The sequence below is a fragment of the Paraliobacillus sediminis genome (genome assembly GCF_003426055.1).
Window position 1 is genome coordinate 272,047 of record NZ_QJSI01000001.1, and the last position, 15,963, is coordinate 288,009.

Annotated in this window: 13 protein-coding genes; 5 read left to right on the plus strand and 8 right to left on the minus strand. The window is 36.6% G+C overall.

Annotated features, from left to right (window positions below; all coding sequences use genetic code 11):
* The first annotated feature begins 40 nt into the window (after positions 1-40).
* Positions 41-868 carry a transporter substrate-binding domain-containing protein gene (locus D2K60_RS01210; protein ID WP_240335208.1) on the plus strand — a complete coding sequence of 276 codons (828 nt, stop codon included), beginning with the start codon at positions 41-43 and terminating at the stop codon, positions 866-868.
* Positions 869-1,060: 192 nt separating this feature from the next.
* Positions 1,061-3,106: a bifunctional diguanylate cyclase/phosphodiesterase gene (locus D2K60_RS01215; RefSeq protein WP_117168176.1), complete on the plus strand. Its 2,046-nt coding sequence runs from the start codon at positions 1,061-1,063 to the stop codon at positions 3,104-3,106.
* Between the two features lie 10 nt (positions 3,107-3,116).
* Here D2K60_RS01215 and D2K60_RS01220 read toward each other — a convergent pair whose 3' ends face one another.
* A complete protein-coding gene (locus tag D2K60_RS01220) occupies positions 3,117-3,713 on the minus strand; it encodes a xanthine phosphoribosyltransferase (protein ID WP_117168177.1) in 597 nt (198 codons plus the stop codon).
* 330 nt (positions 3,714-4,043) lie between these two features.
* On the opposite strand from D2K60_RS01220, the gene D2K60_RS01225 reads away from it, so the two are divergent.
* Complete coding sequence (locus tag D2K60_RS01225) at positions 4,044-5,981, plus strand: beta-glucoside-specific PTS transporter subunit IIABC (RefSeq protein ID WP_117168178.1); 1,938 nt, start codon at positions 4,044-4,046, stop codon at positions 5,979-5,981.
* A gap of 107 nt (positions 5,982-6,088) precedes the next feature.
* The gene (locus D2K60_RS01230) at positions 6,089-7,525 is read left to right on the plus strand and encodes a 6-phospho-beta-glucosidase (protein ID WP_117168179.1); all 1,437 of its coding nucleotides are present in this window, start codon (positions 6,089-6,091) and stop codon (positions 7,523-7,525) included.
* 828 nt (positions 7,526-8,353) lie between these two features.
* On the opposite strand, the gene D2K60_RS01235 is transcribed toward D2K60_RS01230, so the two are convergent.
* Both D2K60_RS01235 and D2K60_RS01240 read right to left on the minus strand, forming a co-directional pair.
* Positions 8,354-8,773 carry a hypothetical protein gene (locus tag D2K60_RS01235; protein ID WP_117168180.1) on the minus strand — a complete coding sequence of 140 codons (420 nt, stop codon included), beginning with the start codon at positions 8,771-8,773 and terminating at the stop codon, positions 8,354-8,356.
* Entirely contained in the window at positions 8,770-8,985 is a 216-nt protein-coding gene (locus tag D2K60_RS01240; RefSeq protein WP_117168181.1) for a helix-turn-helix transcriptional regulator, read from the minus strand. The genes D2K60_RS01235 and D2K60_RS01240 overlap by 4 nt, the downstream gene beginning before the upstream one ends.
* Before the next feature lie 152 nt (positions 8,986-9,137).
* On the opposite strand from D2K60_RS01240, the gene D2K60_RS01245 reads away from it, so the two are divergent.
* Positions 9,138-9,701 (plus strand): LOG family protein, encoded by a 564-nt coding sequence (locus tag D2K60_RS01245; RefSeq protein WP_117168182.1) that lies wholly within the window; start codon positions 9,138-9,140, stop codon positions 9,699-9,701.
* Between the two features lie 35 nt (positions 9,702-9,736).
* Here the strand turns inward: D2K60_RS01245 and acsA are convergent, their stop codons facing one another.
* From acsA to D2K60_RS01270, 5 genes are all read right to left on the minus strand, one after another.
* Complete coding sequence (gene acsA, locus D2K60_RS01250; RefSeq protein WP_117168183.1) at positions 9,737-11,404, minus strand: acetate--CoA ligase; 1,668 nt, start codon at positions 11,402-11,404, stop codon at positions 9,737-9,739.
* Between the two features lie 41 nt (positions 11,405-11,445).
* Positions 11,446-12,177 (minus strand): ABC transporter ATP-binding protein, encoded by a 732-nt coding sequence (locus D2K60_RS01255; protein WP_117168184.1) that lies wholly within the window; start codon positions 12,175-12,177, stop codon positions 11,446-11,448.
* A 15-nt stretch (positions 12,178-12,192) separates the two neighbouring features.
* Positions 12,193-13,038 (minus strand): ABC transporter permease, encoded by an 846-nt coding sequence (locus D2K60_RS01260; protein WP_117168185.1) that lies wholly within the window; start codon positions 13,036-13,038, stop codon positions 12,193-12,195.
* Between the two features lie 16 nt (positions 13,039-13,054).
* Positions 13,055-14,059 carry an aliphatic sulfonate ABC transporter substrate-binding protein gene (locus D2K60_RS01265; protein ID WP_117168186.1) on the minus strand — a complete coding sequence of 335 codons (1,005 nt, stop codon included), beginning with the start codon at positions 14,057-14,059 and terminating at the stop codon, positions 13,055-13,057.
* A gap of 64 nt (positions 14,060-14,123) precedes the next feature.
* Complete coding sequence (locus D2K60_RS01270; RefSeq protein ID WP_117168187.1) at positions 14,124-15,920, minus strand: PLP-dependent aspartate aminotransferase family protein; 1,797 nt, start codon at positions 15,918-15,920, stop codon at positions 14,124-14,126.
* Positions 15,921-15,963: the final 43 nt, after the last annotated feature.

The following is a 15,963-nucleotide window of genomic DNA, read 5'->3' on the forward strand; positions in this document are numbered from 1 at the left end:
TATTATATAGTGTAAATAAAGTATAACAGGGGGGATTTTTTTGAAGAAATTAGTAAGTGTTTTGGTTTTATTAATGGTTTTAGTTGCATGTGATAGTAGTAGTGGTGAAGAAGCAAGTACGTGGGATGAGATAGAAGAATCAGGTGAAATTGTTTTTGCAACAGCAGGTACGCTATATCCAGCATCCTATTATCCTGAAGGGTCTGATGAGTTAACTGGATATGATGTCGAGGTTATCCGAGAGGTTGCGTCTCGATTAGATTTGGAAGTTAATTTTGAAGTGATGGCTTATGATGCCATGCTGGCTGCTTTACAATCTGGACGTGTTGATATTATTACAGCTGGTCCTAGAGAAGAAAGTGAAGACAATTTCATTTTCAGTCAACCTATTAAATACTCTTATTCGACAATGATTGTCCGGTCGGAAGATCATTCTGGAATAGAAAAGCTTGAAGATTTAGAAGGAAAAAAAGCTGGAGGAGCTGCAACGACTGTATATAGCGACATTGCAGAAAAGTACGGGGCTGAAGTGGTAACTTACGGTAATGCAACCAATGATGTCTATTTACGTGATGTAGAAAATGGTCGAACAGATGTTGTAATTAACGATTACTATTTACAATCGCTTGCATTAGAAGCTTTTCCTGAGATGGAAATTGAATTACATCCGGATTTAAGATTCCATCCTCAAACAGTTAGTGTTGTCGCTGACTTAGGTAATGACGAACTAGGTGAAAGAATCGAACAGACGATTAGCGAAATGAAAGAGGATGGGACGCTGACTGAAATATCTGCAGAATTCTTTGGTGGTCAAGATGTATCACAAGAAATCACAGAAGATATTGAAGAAATAGATGGAATAGAATAAAAACATTGAATAGTCTTTATAAAAATCCCTGGAGGTTTGAAGAATCTGACCTTCGGGGATTTTTTTATAGTGACTTGATATAAAATAGACTTTGCTACGCATTAATAATTCTTATATTCTATCCGATATAAAATAGAAGACATTTTATAAATAAGGTTCTTTTGCAACCTTGGTACAAGTGGAGGGTTACTTTTGTACACACAACCAGATCTTAAATATTTTATAGTTTTAAACGGTGAATATGATTGGCCTATCGTCTTTTTATCTATACTTATTGTTTGTTTCGCTTCTTATGTAGCAATTTCAATGAATGATCGGATTCAAAAAAATAGTTTTTTTGATCGAAAAATATGGATTTCATTAGCGTCGGCTGCCATGGGTTTTGGGATATGGTCGATGCATTTTGTTGGTATGGGTGCATACATGCTTCCAGTTTCAATGAGCTATGATCATAGCCTAACGATATTGTCGATGATTCCAGCCTTTGGTGCATCATTTCTTGCTTTCTATTTAGCGAATCGATCAGATAAGTCCTGGTTTCTCTACGTATTATCAGGATTTATAATGGGAGTTGGAATCAGTGGAATGCATTATATTGGAATGGAGTCCATGATTATGGATGCGAAATTCGTATATAATCCGCTATTTGTTTTCCTTTCAATAGGTATTGCAATACTCGCTTCGTTTGTTGCGTTGTATATTTTTTCTACTTCCCGAAAAAAGCAAATGCAAGGACGATTAATGAAAATGCTAACAGCTATTTTATTAGGACTTGCTGTTACGAGTATGCATTATACAGCAATGCTCGGAACAACGTTTTATCTCAACCGAAATTACTTGATTACGAATAGCACTACCCATCAAATGGATACGGCTTTCTTAATTACTGGTATATGTATTGGTGTGGTTAGCTTATTAGTTTTATTAATGCTATCCGTATTTCTTGATCGCTATATTGATTATCGTGTCAGTTTTTTTGATACACGTACAAAACTTCCTAATGCGCGCCTATATGAGAAAACGCTTAGGCAAACGAGTTCGACTAAGTCCTTAGCAGTTTGGCAAATTAACAATTTCGAAAAAATGAATATGATATATGGCTATCAATCTAGTGATGAATTAGTCGATTTTATAGCAGAAACATTGCAAAAAGTCCGTATTCCACAAATAACACTATATCGTTTAAAAGATAATCAATTTGCTTTTTTAACCAATCGGTCTGATCAGTTAGAGCAACTGAAACAGGCAATGTTAGAAGTCTCTGAGAGTTGGAGTAACCCGGTGGTGATTGCAGATAATCATATTATGATTGAAGGTGTCTGTGCAATTTCAACGATTACGCCAAAAGACGACATTAGGGATTTATACAATTATGCACTATCGGTACTGGAACACCCAACAACCGTTTTTCAACGAGAGGTGATGCTGTATGATCCAATTATTCATACATATTCGTTTGACCACAAAATAATGGAAGGTATAGATCGTGCGATGGCTGAGAATCAACTTTTTCTTGTTTACCAGCCGAAAATATGTGCTGAAACAACGTCGATTTCAGGATTTGAAGCTTTAATTCGGTGGCAACATCCGGAATACGGGCTGTTATCACCTATTGTTTTTATTCCGATATTAGAGCGATTTAAGCGTATGAGGGATTTAACAGATTGGATTATAAAAAAGGCATGTTCGCAGTTAAGAGTCTGGCAAGAAAACGGTCATCTAGAATGGAATATGGCGATTAATATTCCTGGTGAATATGTTAGCTCATCCCGATTAGTTGGGGTGTTGCAGCATGTTATAAAAGAAACGCAATTAGATGCACAAAGAATTGAATTAGAAATTACTGAAACAAGTTTTGTCGAGTCTATTGATACGGCAATTTATTCGATTGAAACTTTCCGTTCGTTAGGTTTTAAAGTGGCTCTAGATGATTTTGGTACAGGTGTATCATCTCTTTCTTATTTAAAACAAATGCCAATTACTACATTGAAAATAGATAAAACATTTATTGACCATGTTCCCGGGTCAGAAAAAGACGCAGCGATATTAAAAGCAATTATCGATCTTGGACAATCGCTTAATTTAACGGTTGTTATTGAAGGGATTGAAACAAAAGAACAATATTCTTTCTTAACCAAACATAGTTCAGCTTTATTATTGCAAGGTTATTACTTTGCAAAACCGATGGTAGCAGATGAAATAGAGGAATGGATAAAACATAATCACCCCTTGATTTAAAAAGGTGTGATTATTTTTTATATCCTTCTATTTCTGTTGTTGCAAAGGTTACTTTATTATTGGTTAAGGATTCGATTCTTGCTAAGGATTCTACACGATAGCCTTTAGAAAGTAATGTAGTTGCCCCTGGTTGAAAGGATTTTTCAATTAAGATGCCGATTCCACTTACCTTTGCTTTTGCTTGTTCGACAATTGTAGCTAGTCCGAGAGCGGCCTGACCATTAGCTAGAAAATCATCAATAATTAGGACATGATCCCCTGGTTGAATGTACTGTTTAGATACAGTGATGTCATTTGATTCTTTTTTTGTGAAGGAATATACAGTTGCTGTGTATAAGTTGTCTATTAGCGTTAGTGATTTTCTTTTTCTAGCAAATATAACAGGGACTTCTAACTTCAATCCGGTCATGATTGCAGGAGCAATGCCAGATGATTCAATAGTTAAAATTTTTGTGATCTGCTCATCGCGAAAAAGCTTGGCAAATTCTTTTCCGATTTCCTTCATTAAAGTTGGATCCATTTGATGGTTGATAAAGGAATCGACCTTAAGTACCTGATCACTTAGCACGATACCCTCAGCTCTAATTCTGTCTTCTAATAACTTCATTATATATTCCCCCTTCAAATGATCATATTCCTGCTTTTCTACGAGATAATTAAGATGTTTAAGTTACTTTGCATTATATAGGATTGTAAACAGATTGAAAACCTAATAGGTAAAAACAAGTTGGAATTGCTTTAATAGAACTAAAATAAAATATTTTAAAATAAATGTTGCAAACGTTTTCTTGCGATGCTATAATAAATTTATCAGTTAGGAATGTTACCGCTTTCGGGCATAACCTGAACTGATTTGAACGCCACATTTACGTGTGTGTGCTCAAATCAGTTCGGGTTTTTTGTTTTTAAAATATAATAACAGAAGGAAGGGTTTATTATGAAATACGAACAGTTGTCAAAAGACATTATCAAAAATGTCGGTGGAAAAGAAAACGTTATCAGTGTTGTTCATTGTATTACACGTTTACGTTTTAAGTTAAGAGATGAAAGTAAAGCAAACACAGAAGTTTTAAAAGATATGGATGGTGTCGTTACTGTCATGAAGAGTGGCGGTCAATACCAAGTAGTTATTGGTAACCACGTGTCTGATGTGTTTAAGGAAGTAGTTGCTGTCGGAGGATTTGATACTACTACAGATCAAGATGAGGACGATCAAGAAAAAGGTAGTTTATTTGATCGCTTCATTGATATGATTTCTGGAATATTCACGCCAATACTTGGTGTGTTAGCAGCTTCAGGTATGATTAAAGGTTTTAATGCATTATTTGTAGCAGTTGGATGGTTAGATGACACAGGTGGAACATATCAAATATTAAATGCAGTAGGGGACGCACTATTCTATTTCTTACCAATACTCTTAGGTTATACAGCAATGAAAAAGTTTGGTGGAACACCATTCATAGGTATGGTTATTGCGATGGCGTTGGTTTATCCTGCACTAGAAGGAATACCAGCAGCAAGCGATCCTTTATATACATTGTTCGCTGGAACGATGTTTGAATCACCTGTGTATATAGAATTCTTTGGTATTCCAGTTATTTTAATGACTTATTCTATGTCCGTTATACCGATTATCGTTTCAGCATTTTTCGCAGTAAAAATAGAAAAATTCTTAGCAAAAGTAATACCTTCAGTTGTTAAAATGTTTTTAGTTCCAATGTTCACATTGCTAGTTGTTATCCCGTTAACTTTTATTATAATCGGCCCGATTGCAACATGGGCAAGTCAAATGTTAGGGGATGTAACTGTTTGGGTATATGATTTAAGTCCAATTATTGCTGGTATGTTCCTTGGTGGTTTTTGGTTAGTATTTGTTATGTTTGGCCTACACTGGGGTCTTGTTCCAATTGCAATTAACAACTTTACGGTTAATGGATCTGATGCAATCTTAGCGTTAATCTTTGTTCATTCATTTGCCTTAGCGGCAGCTATTTTAGCTATTTGGATAAAAACAAAAAATGAGAAAACGAAAACACTTAGTGCACCGGCATTTATCTCAGCAATATTTGGTGTTACCGAGCCTGGTATGTATGGTATTGCCTTACCACTTAAGAGACCATTTATATTTACGCTTATTTCATCAGCAATTGGTGGAGGAATACTAGGATTCTTTGGTACAACAGGTTATGTGATGGGTGGTCTTGGAGTATTCCAATTCCCTAGCTTTATTCATCCGGAAGAGGGTATTAACACAGCGGTTATCGGTTCACTTATTGCAGTTGTGGTTGGATCAGTTTTAGCTTTTGTATTAACTTATCTTTTCGGTGGAATTAACAAACAAGAAACAATTAAACCAGAAATAGATGCAGATAAATCTGTTGCAGTTACTACTGAGCAAGTGGATCTTGTGAATGGAGAAGTAATTACTAGCCCACTTGCTGGTGAAGTTAGACAATTATCAGAGATTAAAGATGAATCATTTGCTTCAGGTGCAATGGGTAAAGGTGTTGCTATTGAACCAATCGAAGGTAAATTATTCTCACCAGTTACAGGAACAATTACAGCGTTATTCCCTACCAAGCATGCAATTGGCATTACAACAGAAGATGGTGCAGAAATTCTGATTCATGTTGGTATGGATACTGTTAATCTAGGTGGTCAATACTTTACGAGTTATGTAGAGCAAGGTGATAAAGTTGAAAAAGGTAAATTGCTTATTGAATTCGATCTAGTTGAAATTAAGAAAGCGGGTTATCTCGTTACAACACCAGTAATCGTTACAAATCCAGATAAGTATGGATTAATCTCATTTACTGAACAACATATAGTTAAACCAACAGAAACATTGATTACGTTAGAGAATGATGCTAAATAGAAAGAATTAAGAAACAACAGTGCAGCAAGGTGAGTAGTAATACTCCTTTGCTGTGCGTTGTTCCTACATAAAAGTTAATGTAATAGATTAAATAGGAGGAATTCAATATGACAAATAAGACCAATTTCCCTGAAGATTTCCTATGGGGTGGTGCAATTGCGGCTAACCAAGTAGAAGGTGCACATTTAGAAGGTGGAAAAGGCTTAACAACAGTTGATCTTTTACCAACTGGAAAAGAACGCTTTGATATTATGCTAGGCAACATAGATTCTTTTGAGCCAAAAGAAGGTGTCTATTATCCGTCGCATGAAGCGATTGGTTTTTATCATAAATTCAAAGAAGATATCGCATTATTTGCTGAGATGGGTTTTAAAAGTTTACGTTTATCCATTGCTTGGTCAAGAATTTTCCCAACTGGAGAAGAAGAAGCGCCAAATGAGGCAGGACTTCAATTTTATGACGATGTATTTGATGAATTGTTGAAATATAATATTGAACCAGTTGTCACAACGTGTCATTTTGATGTACCTGTACATTTAGTTGAAAAGTACGGTAGTTGGAAAAACAGAAAAATGATTGGACTTTATGAAAAGTATACAAAGACAATTTTCAAACGTTATCAAGACAAAGTGAAATATTGGATGACATTTAATGAAATCAATATGTTACTTCACCTTCCTTATATGGGAGCGGGTATTGTTATAAATGAAGGGGAAGATAAAAATCAAGTACTTTATCAAGCGGCGCATCACCAATTAGTGGCGAGTGCTTTAGCGGTTAAAGCATGTCATGAAATTATTCCTGATGCTAAAATTGGTTGTATGCTTGCAGCTGGAATGACGTATGCCTATTCATCAAATCCAGATGATGTATGGAAAGCGATGGATAAAGATAGGGAATCATTCTTCTTTATCGATGTACAATCCAGAGGCTCGTATCCAGGATATGCAAAACGTTTCTTTGAAGATCAAAACCTTGATATTAAGATGGAGGCTGGTGACGAAGAAATTTTACGTAAAAACACAGTGGATTACATCGGATTTAGCTATTATGCGAGTCGCTGTACCAGTGCTGATCCAGAAATATTAAAGGATCAAACAGAAGGAAATGTATTTGGCTCTGTAACAAATCCATATTTAAAAACATCTGAGTGGGGATGGACGATTGACCCTAAAGGTTTACGTATTACAGCAAATCAGTTGCATGATCGTTACCAAAAACCATTATTCATTGTCGAAAACGGTTTAGGTGCAGTGGATGTTCCTGAAGAAGATGGTAGTATTAATGATGATTATCGGATTGATTACTTACAACAGCACTTTGTTGAAATGGCTGAGGCTATTAAAGATGGTGTTGAAATCCTTGGTTATACAAGCTGGGGACCAATTGATATTGTAAGTGCTAGTACTGGCGAGATGAAAAAACGTTATGGCTATATTTATGTTGATAGAGATAATGAAGGAAATGGGACATTAGATAGAAAGAAAAAGAAAAGTTTTGATTGGTACAAGCAAGTTATCAAAACAAACGGTTCAAATTTATAAGCACCATCTTAAGAAGAGCGAAATGAGCTCTTCTTTTTTTGTGAAAGAAAGTCTTAAAAGTCTGCTGTCGGTCTATCAATCGACAAATATTCATTTTACTTGAGTAACTTCCTATAAGTCACAATTATCATCAACTGCGACGTAAGCAGCTTATTACCTGCTACGGAATCAAAGGCTATCGCTTTCCGTGGGCACAACCTCAGCTATCTATAGAAGCAAAGAACGCTTCTATAGAGGATCTTCGGTTCGTGCTGTTCCCACAGGAGTCTCAAGCCTTTGCTTCCTTCGCGCATATAGAGTTACTATTCACTTGTTCGCAATCAATTACAAGTAATAATCAGAAACTTGATAAATGGACTGATAGCGAAATCAGCAACTGAGGTGGTCGAGATTCCTAGAAAATAAAAAGCTATTTTATTGAGTAATTAGATTCTCTGTATTATCTCTTATTACAAATTTATCGCCAGTAAAATAGATAAGTTATCTTTGTGTTTGTTATTACTACAAACAAGCGGAGGAAGCAAATGGTCGACTCTCCAGTGGGAACAGCACGGACTGAAGATCCACTTAGTAAAGCGTTTTTTGCTTTACTAAGTTAGCTGAAGTCGTGCCCACGGAAAGTGAGACCATTGGCTTACGTAGCGTGTCTAAAGTAATTGATTTTTGTTTGTGATAAGAATGTTACGTCGCAGTTTCTCTCAACTTTGACGTTTAAAATTGAGTTGTAAAAATGTTTGGGGATCCTTTTGACCTGTTTTCCCCTATTATATTGTAAAAGATTGCTTGTAAATTCTGAAATACTATATTTTTTAATAATAACTTCAGAGGTTATAGTTTTTTAGTAATGAACGCACCTAGGCCTATTAAAATAAACAAAAACATCATGTATACGATTAGGATTTCGATTTCGATTGTTTTAACACCTATAGCGAAAAGGATAAGGAGCAGAGCACTACTACCAAACAAAACTATATACAAAACAAGCAAAAAATACCGCTTAAATAGCAAAAGAGTTCTCTCATCGATTGCTGGAATGTTTCCATGTTTTTTCTTGCGATAATAGGATAGAAAAAAGAAGATACCCAAGCCTCCTATTGTTCCGATTAAACTAGATGAAATTATTTCTGAAAGTGATAAGGGAATCTCTTGCCCTCCTTTTTCAAATAAAAGATATAGTCCTAAATATCCTCCAAATAGAACACAAGATATTAAAAAGGCAAAAATAAGTATTTGATGCTTCTTCTTCATGTTTTCGTATCTCCTTCGTCTAAATAGAATAATGTATCAAAAGGTATATCAAAATAGTTAGCTAATTTTAAAGCGAGCTCTAAGCTGGGGTTATATTTATTTTTTTCAATTGCATTAATCGTTTGACGTGTAATTTGTAAGTCTTCTGCCATTTTTACTTGTGTAATCTGCCGGCTTTTACGCGCTTCCTGAATGTGGTTGATAACCTTCACGAGCCACACTCCTTTCAATGAAAAATGTAAAGATATCTTTACATATAAAATAACGGTTATTATAATAAATGTCAAGATATCTTTACGTTTATAGTGCTAACTTTATTTGAATACGTTAAAATAAAATGAGATAACAGGAAAGGATAGATGGTATGAAAAAAGTGGCGGTATATTGTGGTTCTAGTAAAGGGAATAGCCCGATCTATATGGAACAAGCAAGAAGGTTAGGTGAAATTCTAGTAGCAAATGGAATTGATCTGGTTTATGGTGGTGCAACGGTTGGGTGTATGGGTGCTGTGGCAGACGGTGTGTTAGAAGCAGGTGGGCAAGTTATTGGTGTGATTCCTAAAAAATTAGCTGACGTCGAAATTGCTCATCAGAATTTAACTGAAATACATGTAGTAGAAACGATGCATGAAAGGAAAGCATTAATGGCTGAATTAGCAGATGGTTTTATAGCACTGCCTGGAGGTTCTGGGACATTAGAAGAGTGGTTTGAGGTATTCACATGGGCACAACTTGATTACCATCATAAACCGTGCGCGCTTTTAAATATAAATCGTTACTATGATCCGATTGTAGCGCTCTTTGACCACATGATTACCGAAGGATTTGTCAAAAAAGAATATAAAGAGCTAATTATGTTAGAGGAAAACGCGGATGCTTTACTAACTAGGATGACGGACTATCAACCGCGCTATATTCATAAATGGTAAACAAATAAAAAAGTAAGGCAGGAATTATACCTGTCTTACTTTACGAAGCTTTTTTCTATTTCTTGTTGCTTTAATTCTCGACGCAAAATCTTACCGCTTATTTTTGTTTTTGGTAATTCGTCGATTACTTCAATTTCTCTTGGAGCAGAGTGAGCAGCCAATTTATTTCGAACAAAAAGACGAATTTCTTCCGTTAATTCTGTGGATGCATTGTATCCGGTTCGTAACGTAATGAACGCTTTTACTATCTCACCGCGTAAGGCATCAGGTTTCCCAATCACGCCAGCTTCAGCAACTGCAGGATGTTCAATTAATGTACTTTCTACTTCAAAAGGTCCAATTCTTTCACCAGCAGAATTGATCATATCATCATTTCGACCTTGGAAAAATACATATCCTTCTGAGTCTTGAAAAGCTAGATCGCCAGAAATATACCAACCTTCATATTGGAAATAGGAATTATATTTGTCGTTATTTCCCCAAATTTCTTTCATTAATCCAGGCCATGGTGTCTTGACAGCTAACTGTCCTACTTCACCGTTTGGGAGTTCTTTACCTTCATCATCTAATATACCAACATATATTCCTGGGAATGCTCTACCCATAGAACCAGCTTTAATAGTTTCAGAAGGTAAGTTCACAATTAAATGGCCACCTGTTTCGGTCATCCACCATGTATCATGAATGCGTAAGTTCAATGTATACCATGCCCAGCTAATGACTTCTGGATTTAATGGTTCTCCAACACTTAGCACATGGCGAAGGGAGGTTAGATCATAATTTTTATTAAGATCTCCTTGTGCCATTAACATCCGGAAAGCTGTTGGTGCACTATACCAGGTTGTCACCTGTAACGTTTCAATTAATTGGTACCAATTTTCAGCCTTGAAGCGGCCACCTTGAATGACAATCGTGGCTTTGTTTAGCCAAGGTGCAAATAAACCGTAGACACTTCCAGTAACCCAACCTGGATGCGATGTACACCAATATACATCATCTTCTTGAATATCAAGTACCCATTTCCCTGTTTGGTAGTGATGAATGATCGAGCGGTGGGCATGAAGTACACCTTTTGGTTTGCCTGTTGAACCACTCGTATAATGAATAAGCAACCCATCTTCTGGATCTACCCACTCAATTAAGGATGCATCACTTTCTGTACCATATGTTTTTGATTCAATATCTTCTGTATATAAAATCTCTTTTAATGAAGGGATCAGGTTTTTCTTTACACGTTTTCCAAGCGTCCTATCGGTAATTAATAAGGTTCCTTGGCAATCGTTGATGCGATCTTGTATTGCTTCATCCATAAATCCTTCAAATAATGGACCGGCAATTGCGCCTATTTTGATTACTGACAAAATTGAAATATAGCAAGCAACGTTTTTTGGTAAGAAGATAAAAACGCGATCCCCTTTTTTTACGTCATTTTCTTTTAAAATTCTAGCATAATGATCTGTCTTTTCTTTTACCTGTTGGAAGGTAAGTGAATAGCTCTCCTCTTGATCAACATAATGGAGTGCGATTTTATCCCCATATCCGTCGGCGACGTGCCGATCAATTGTTTCATATGCTGCATTCATCTTACCCGTTTCACCATAATATAAAGCTTCTTTAGCTTGATCCCACTCGAATGTTTCCTTTGTTTCTTGATAATTTGATAGATTATATACTCCACTAACAGGAGTCAGTTCAATAGCCATCGCTGATTTCCCCTTTATTTGTTTAACATATCTGTCTATGACTAATTCTTTCGATTGAGGTCTAAACTTTCTAATATATCAGATTTACATTTTGCGAGTTCCTGACTGCCTCTATTGCGTGGTCTTTGTTCGGTTAAAGTTATCTCACGATCAACTTCCCCAGGTTGACCGCGAAGGATAAGGATTCGGTCGCATAAATAAGTAGCTTCATCTATATCATGTGTTACAAGTACAATAGTCGAATTGTAAGCTTTCCAAATATCAAGAAGTAGATCTTGTAGTTGCATTTTAGTGAACGCATCTAATGCGCTAAAAGGCTCATCTAATAAAAGAATTTCTGGTGATGTTACGAGTGCACGTGCAATTGCTACGCGTTGAGCCATTCCTCCTGACAATTGACGTGGATATAGGTTCTCATTGCCAACAAGTCCAACATTCGCAATATATTCTTTCGCACGTTTCTCTCTAGTTGCCTTGTCACCTTTTAGACCAAAAGTGACATTATCTAATACGGTCAGCCATGGCAATAGACGTGGTTCTTGAAAGATAAAACCTGTCGTATCATGTACGCCTTTAGAGGTACTCCCATTAATTTCAATTTCACCTTCGTAACCATCATCCAAACCAGATATCGCTCGCAATATCGTGCTTTTTCCACAACCACTTGTACCTAGTAAGCCAACAATCTCTCCAGGTTGAACAGATAAATTAACATTTCGGACGGCTGTGTTTCCGGCGAAGGTTCGACTAACGTTACGTAATGCTAAGCTCATGTTGGTTTCCCCCTGTTATGTTTTTATGAATCGATCTTGCCAATGTAGTGAGCGATCTTCTAGAATCTTTAACAACCAGTCCGATAATTTACCAATAATTGCAAAGAGAATAATGCTGGAAATGATTGTTTCTGGTGATAGTGTATTCTGTCCTAATACAAGTAAATAACCAAGCCCTTGACTTGCCCCCATTAATTCAGCTGCAACAACGAACATCCAACCAAGTCCCAGTCCACTGCGTAAACCAATTAAGAAGGAAGGTAATGACGCTGGCAATATAATCCGGCGTACTTGCTGAAAAGGTGTTAATTTGTACATTTTACCAACTTCAATTAATTTTCGGTCTACACCTAAAATACCGCTAACAAGATTTAAGTAGACAGGGAAAAACACCCCAACTGCAATCATCGTGATTTTGGATGTTTCCCCTATGCCCATCCATAAGATAAATAGGGGTACCCATGCTAGTGATGGAATGGAACGAAAGGCTTGAATAATTGGATCAAATAGCAGTTCAGCTTTATGATAAAAACCAACGAGCGAACCTAATAGAATTGCGACAAGCGTTCCGATTATAAAGCCAGCAAATACACGGTAAACGGTAATGCCGATATGGCCCCATAATTCACCGGATTGAGCCATTCCAAAAATAGTTAAGAATATTACTGAAGGAGCTGGAAGTTGATAGGAAGGGAATACCCCTGCTCGACTAAGCAACTCCCAAAAGAGAAGCAATATAACTGGTAATATACTTCCTAGAATAATAGTTTGTGAGCGTTTATTTCTAGCCTTTTTGAGCTTCGCTTTTTTTGCTTGACTCGCAACATATGCTCCTGAAACATCAACTTCATTTTTAGACATTCGTTATTCCTCCCACTTATTCAATTGTTTCTTCTGCGAAAGAGGGATTAATTAATTCATTTGTAAGTTCTTCGATATTAGCATCAGCATCAATAACTTCCCCATCTTGCAAAATGACTCCAGATTCAATCAATGCTTCAACATGAACGTCACCAGGAATTGGATTAGAGAAATCGTTTCTCTCTAATTGGATTTTTGCAACTTCCACATCAATTTCTGCTTCTTCAGCTAACAGTTCAGCAGCTTCTTCAGGGTTATCAATTATCCAATTTCTTGCCTTTTCATAGACTTTAATCACACGATTTACGTAGTCTGGATAATTTTCAGCGAATTCATTTCTTACATTTAAGAAACCGTACGTATTAAAGTCTGCATTTCGATAGAACAATGCAGCATCTGCTTCAATTTCTAGACGTGCCATATGAGGATCTAGTCCTGCCCAGGCGTCAACTTGACCAGATGCAAGTGAGGATGCACCGTCACCGTGCTGTAAGTTAATGATCTCTACTTCAGAAGGGTCAATATTCTCAGCAGCTAATGAACGTAATAAGAATATATAGGGATCTGTTCCAATTGTTGCAGCAACCTTTTTCCCTTTTAAGTCAGCTACTGTTTCAATGCCTGAATCTGGATTTGTTACGAGTGCTGTCCATTCAGGTTTAGAGTAGATATAAACATTTTGAATTGGTGAGCCATTTGATTTGGATATTAAAGCAGCGGCCCCGGCAGTAGAACCAAAGTCAACACTATCACTATTTAGAAACTCTAAAGCTTTGTTACTTCCTTGACTTAGTGCCCATTCAATTTCGATACCTTCTTCTTCAAATTCTTCCTCAGCCCAACCAAATTTCTTTAAAACTAAACTAGTTGGAGAGTAGTATGCGTAATCTAAACGGATTTCTTCTGGACCAGTTTCTTCTCCACTTGTATCAGATGAACAACCTACAGCTATTACCAATACAATACCTACAAGAATAATTGCTAGAAAACTTCTTACATCAATTAGTGCTATTCTTTTCAATTTTATTCGCCCCTTTGTTTTTACTAAACGATTTATATCTCTATAAATTTAACTGTGATACCTTTTAGATTTCACATGCATATGTTGAGATTGATCCGCGTAAACGTTGTGCTTCTTTATAGGTACATCTGTTATGAATTACTTCTAATCCTGCTTCACTTGCAATTTCAGCTGCTTCTGGTGAAACGACACCTTCTTGTAGCCAAAAAACTTTTGGTTTTACTTCAACTGCTTCTTTTGCAACTCCGATTGCTGCTTCTGGACTTCTAAATACTTGAACAATGTCAATTGCTTCAGGAATACTCTTTAGATCTGGATACGCTTTTTCCCCTAGTATTTCTGTTTCTCGTGGGTTAACTGGAATGATCTTATAACCTAAACGTTGCATTTTTCTTGCTAGACGGTAACTTGGTCTTGCTTCTTTACCGCTTAACCCAACAACTGCAATCGTTTTTGGTCTTGTCTTTTCAACGCCATCTATTTCAAATCGTTCATAAGGTGAATTTAACGCCCATTTAATTACCCCTTCATCATTGATAACAATGTCATTTGTTTCGCCTTCACCAATACCTGTTGCTTTAACTAATGCTTGATTTAAATCGTGAATAATATCATCAAGCGATTCAAGACCTACAGACAGTCTTACCAATTCTTCTTTAACGCCTGTTTCAATTAACTTCTCTTTTGATAATTGTTGATGTGTTGTCGAAGCTGGGTGAATGATTAATGATTTAGCATCTCCAACATTGGCTACATGTGACCAAAGCGAGACATTATCAATTAACTTTCTTCCTGCATCTCGACCACCTTTAATACCAAATACAATAATTGAACCGAAACCATTGTTTAGAATTTCCTTTGCTAATGCGTGTGAACTGTGATTTTCAAGCCCGGGATAATCAACCCAGTCAACTGCCGGATGTTTCGCTAAATACGTTGCTAAATTAATTGCATTTTCATTATGACGCTGGACACGTAAATGTAAGGTTTCTAATCCTTGGATAAGTTGAAAAGCATTATATGGGCTCAATGATGCACCAAAATCACGTAACAATTGAACGCGAACTTTTGTACTAAATGCTAACGTTCCAAAATCTGTTGCATAGCGAATGCCGTTATAGCTTGGATCAGGCTCTGTGAAAGTTGGGAATTTTTCTGAGTTCCAGTTAAATCGACCACCATCAATGATAATGCCGCCGATTGTAGTACCATGTCCGCCAATCCATTTTGTAGCGGAATGTACGACAATATCAGCACCAAGCAAAATAGGTTTACACACATAAGGAGTGGCAAAAGTATTATCAATAATCAAAGGTACGCCAGCCTGATGAGAAATTTCGGCAACTTTCTCAACATCTAAAACTTGTAAGTTTGGGTTTCCAATAATTTCACCAAAAACTGCTTTTGTTTTATCTGTAATTGCTTCTTTAAAATTATTTGGATTACTTGGATCAACAAACTTCACATTGATACCATACCGAGGTAATGTAATCGCAAAAAGATTGTATGTCCCTCCGTATAAGTTAATCGCTGCTACGATTTCATCTCCCGCACTGGCTACATTTAAAATAGACAACGTAATCGCAGACATACCTGATGACGTTGCAACTGCTGCAACACCGTCTTCTAATAGAGCTAATCGTTTTTCGAATACTTCAACAGTTGGGTTACCAATTCTAGAATAAATGTTACCTGGTTCATCTAGCGAAAATAATCGCTCGGCATGTTCGGAGTCGTGAAATACATAAGACGTAGTTTGATAGATTGGTACTGCACGTGAACCTGTTGTTGGATCAGGAGCTTGCCCACCGTGTAACGCTAAAGTCTCGATGTCATACGTTGTGTTTTTTTCTTTTGTCATTGTAAAAACCTCCTGTAATGGTGTATAAAAAAAGCCTTCTTCT

Bases quoted from the DNA above. Each gene is read 5' to 3' on its own strand.
- D2K60_RS01220 (WP_117168177.1), bottom strand. From the start codon at position 3,713: ATGAAGTTATTAGAAGACAGAATTAGAGCTGAGGGTATCGTGCTAAGT.
- D2K60_RS01225 (WP_117168178.1), top strand. From the start codon at position 4,044: ATGAAATACGAACAGTTGTCAAAAGACATTATCAAAAATGTCGGTGGA.
- D2K60_RS01230 (WP_117168179.1), top strand. From the start codon at position 6,089: ATGACAAATAAGACCAATTTCCCTGAAGATTTCCTATGGGGTGGTGCA.
- D2K60_RS01235 (WP_117168180.1), bottom strand. From the start codon at position 8,773: ATGAAGAAGAAGCATCAAATACTTATTTTTGCCTTTTTAATATCTTGT.
- D2K60_RS01245 (WP_117168182.1), top strand. From the start codon at position 9,138: ATGAAAAAAGTGGCGGTATATTGTGGTTCTAGTAAAGGGAATAGCCCG.
- acsA (WP_117168183.1), bottom strand. From the start codon at position 11,404: ATGGCTATTGAACTGACTCCTGTTAGTGGAGTATATAATCTATCAAAT.
- D2K60_RS01255 (WP_117168184.1), bottom strand. From the start codon at position 12,177: ATGAGCTTAGCATTACGTAACGTTAGTCGAACCTTCGCCGGAAACACA.
- D2K60_RS01260 (WP_117168185.1), bottom strand. From the start codon at position 13,038: ATGTCTAAAAATGAAGTTGATGTTTCAGGAGCATATGTTGCGAGTCAA.
- D2K60_RS01270 (WP_117168187.1), bottom strand. From the start codon at position 15,920: ATGACAAAAGAAAAAAACACAACGTATGACATCGAGACTTTAGCGTTA.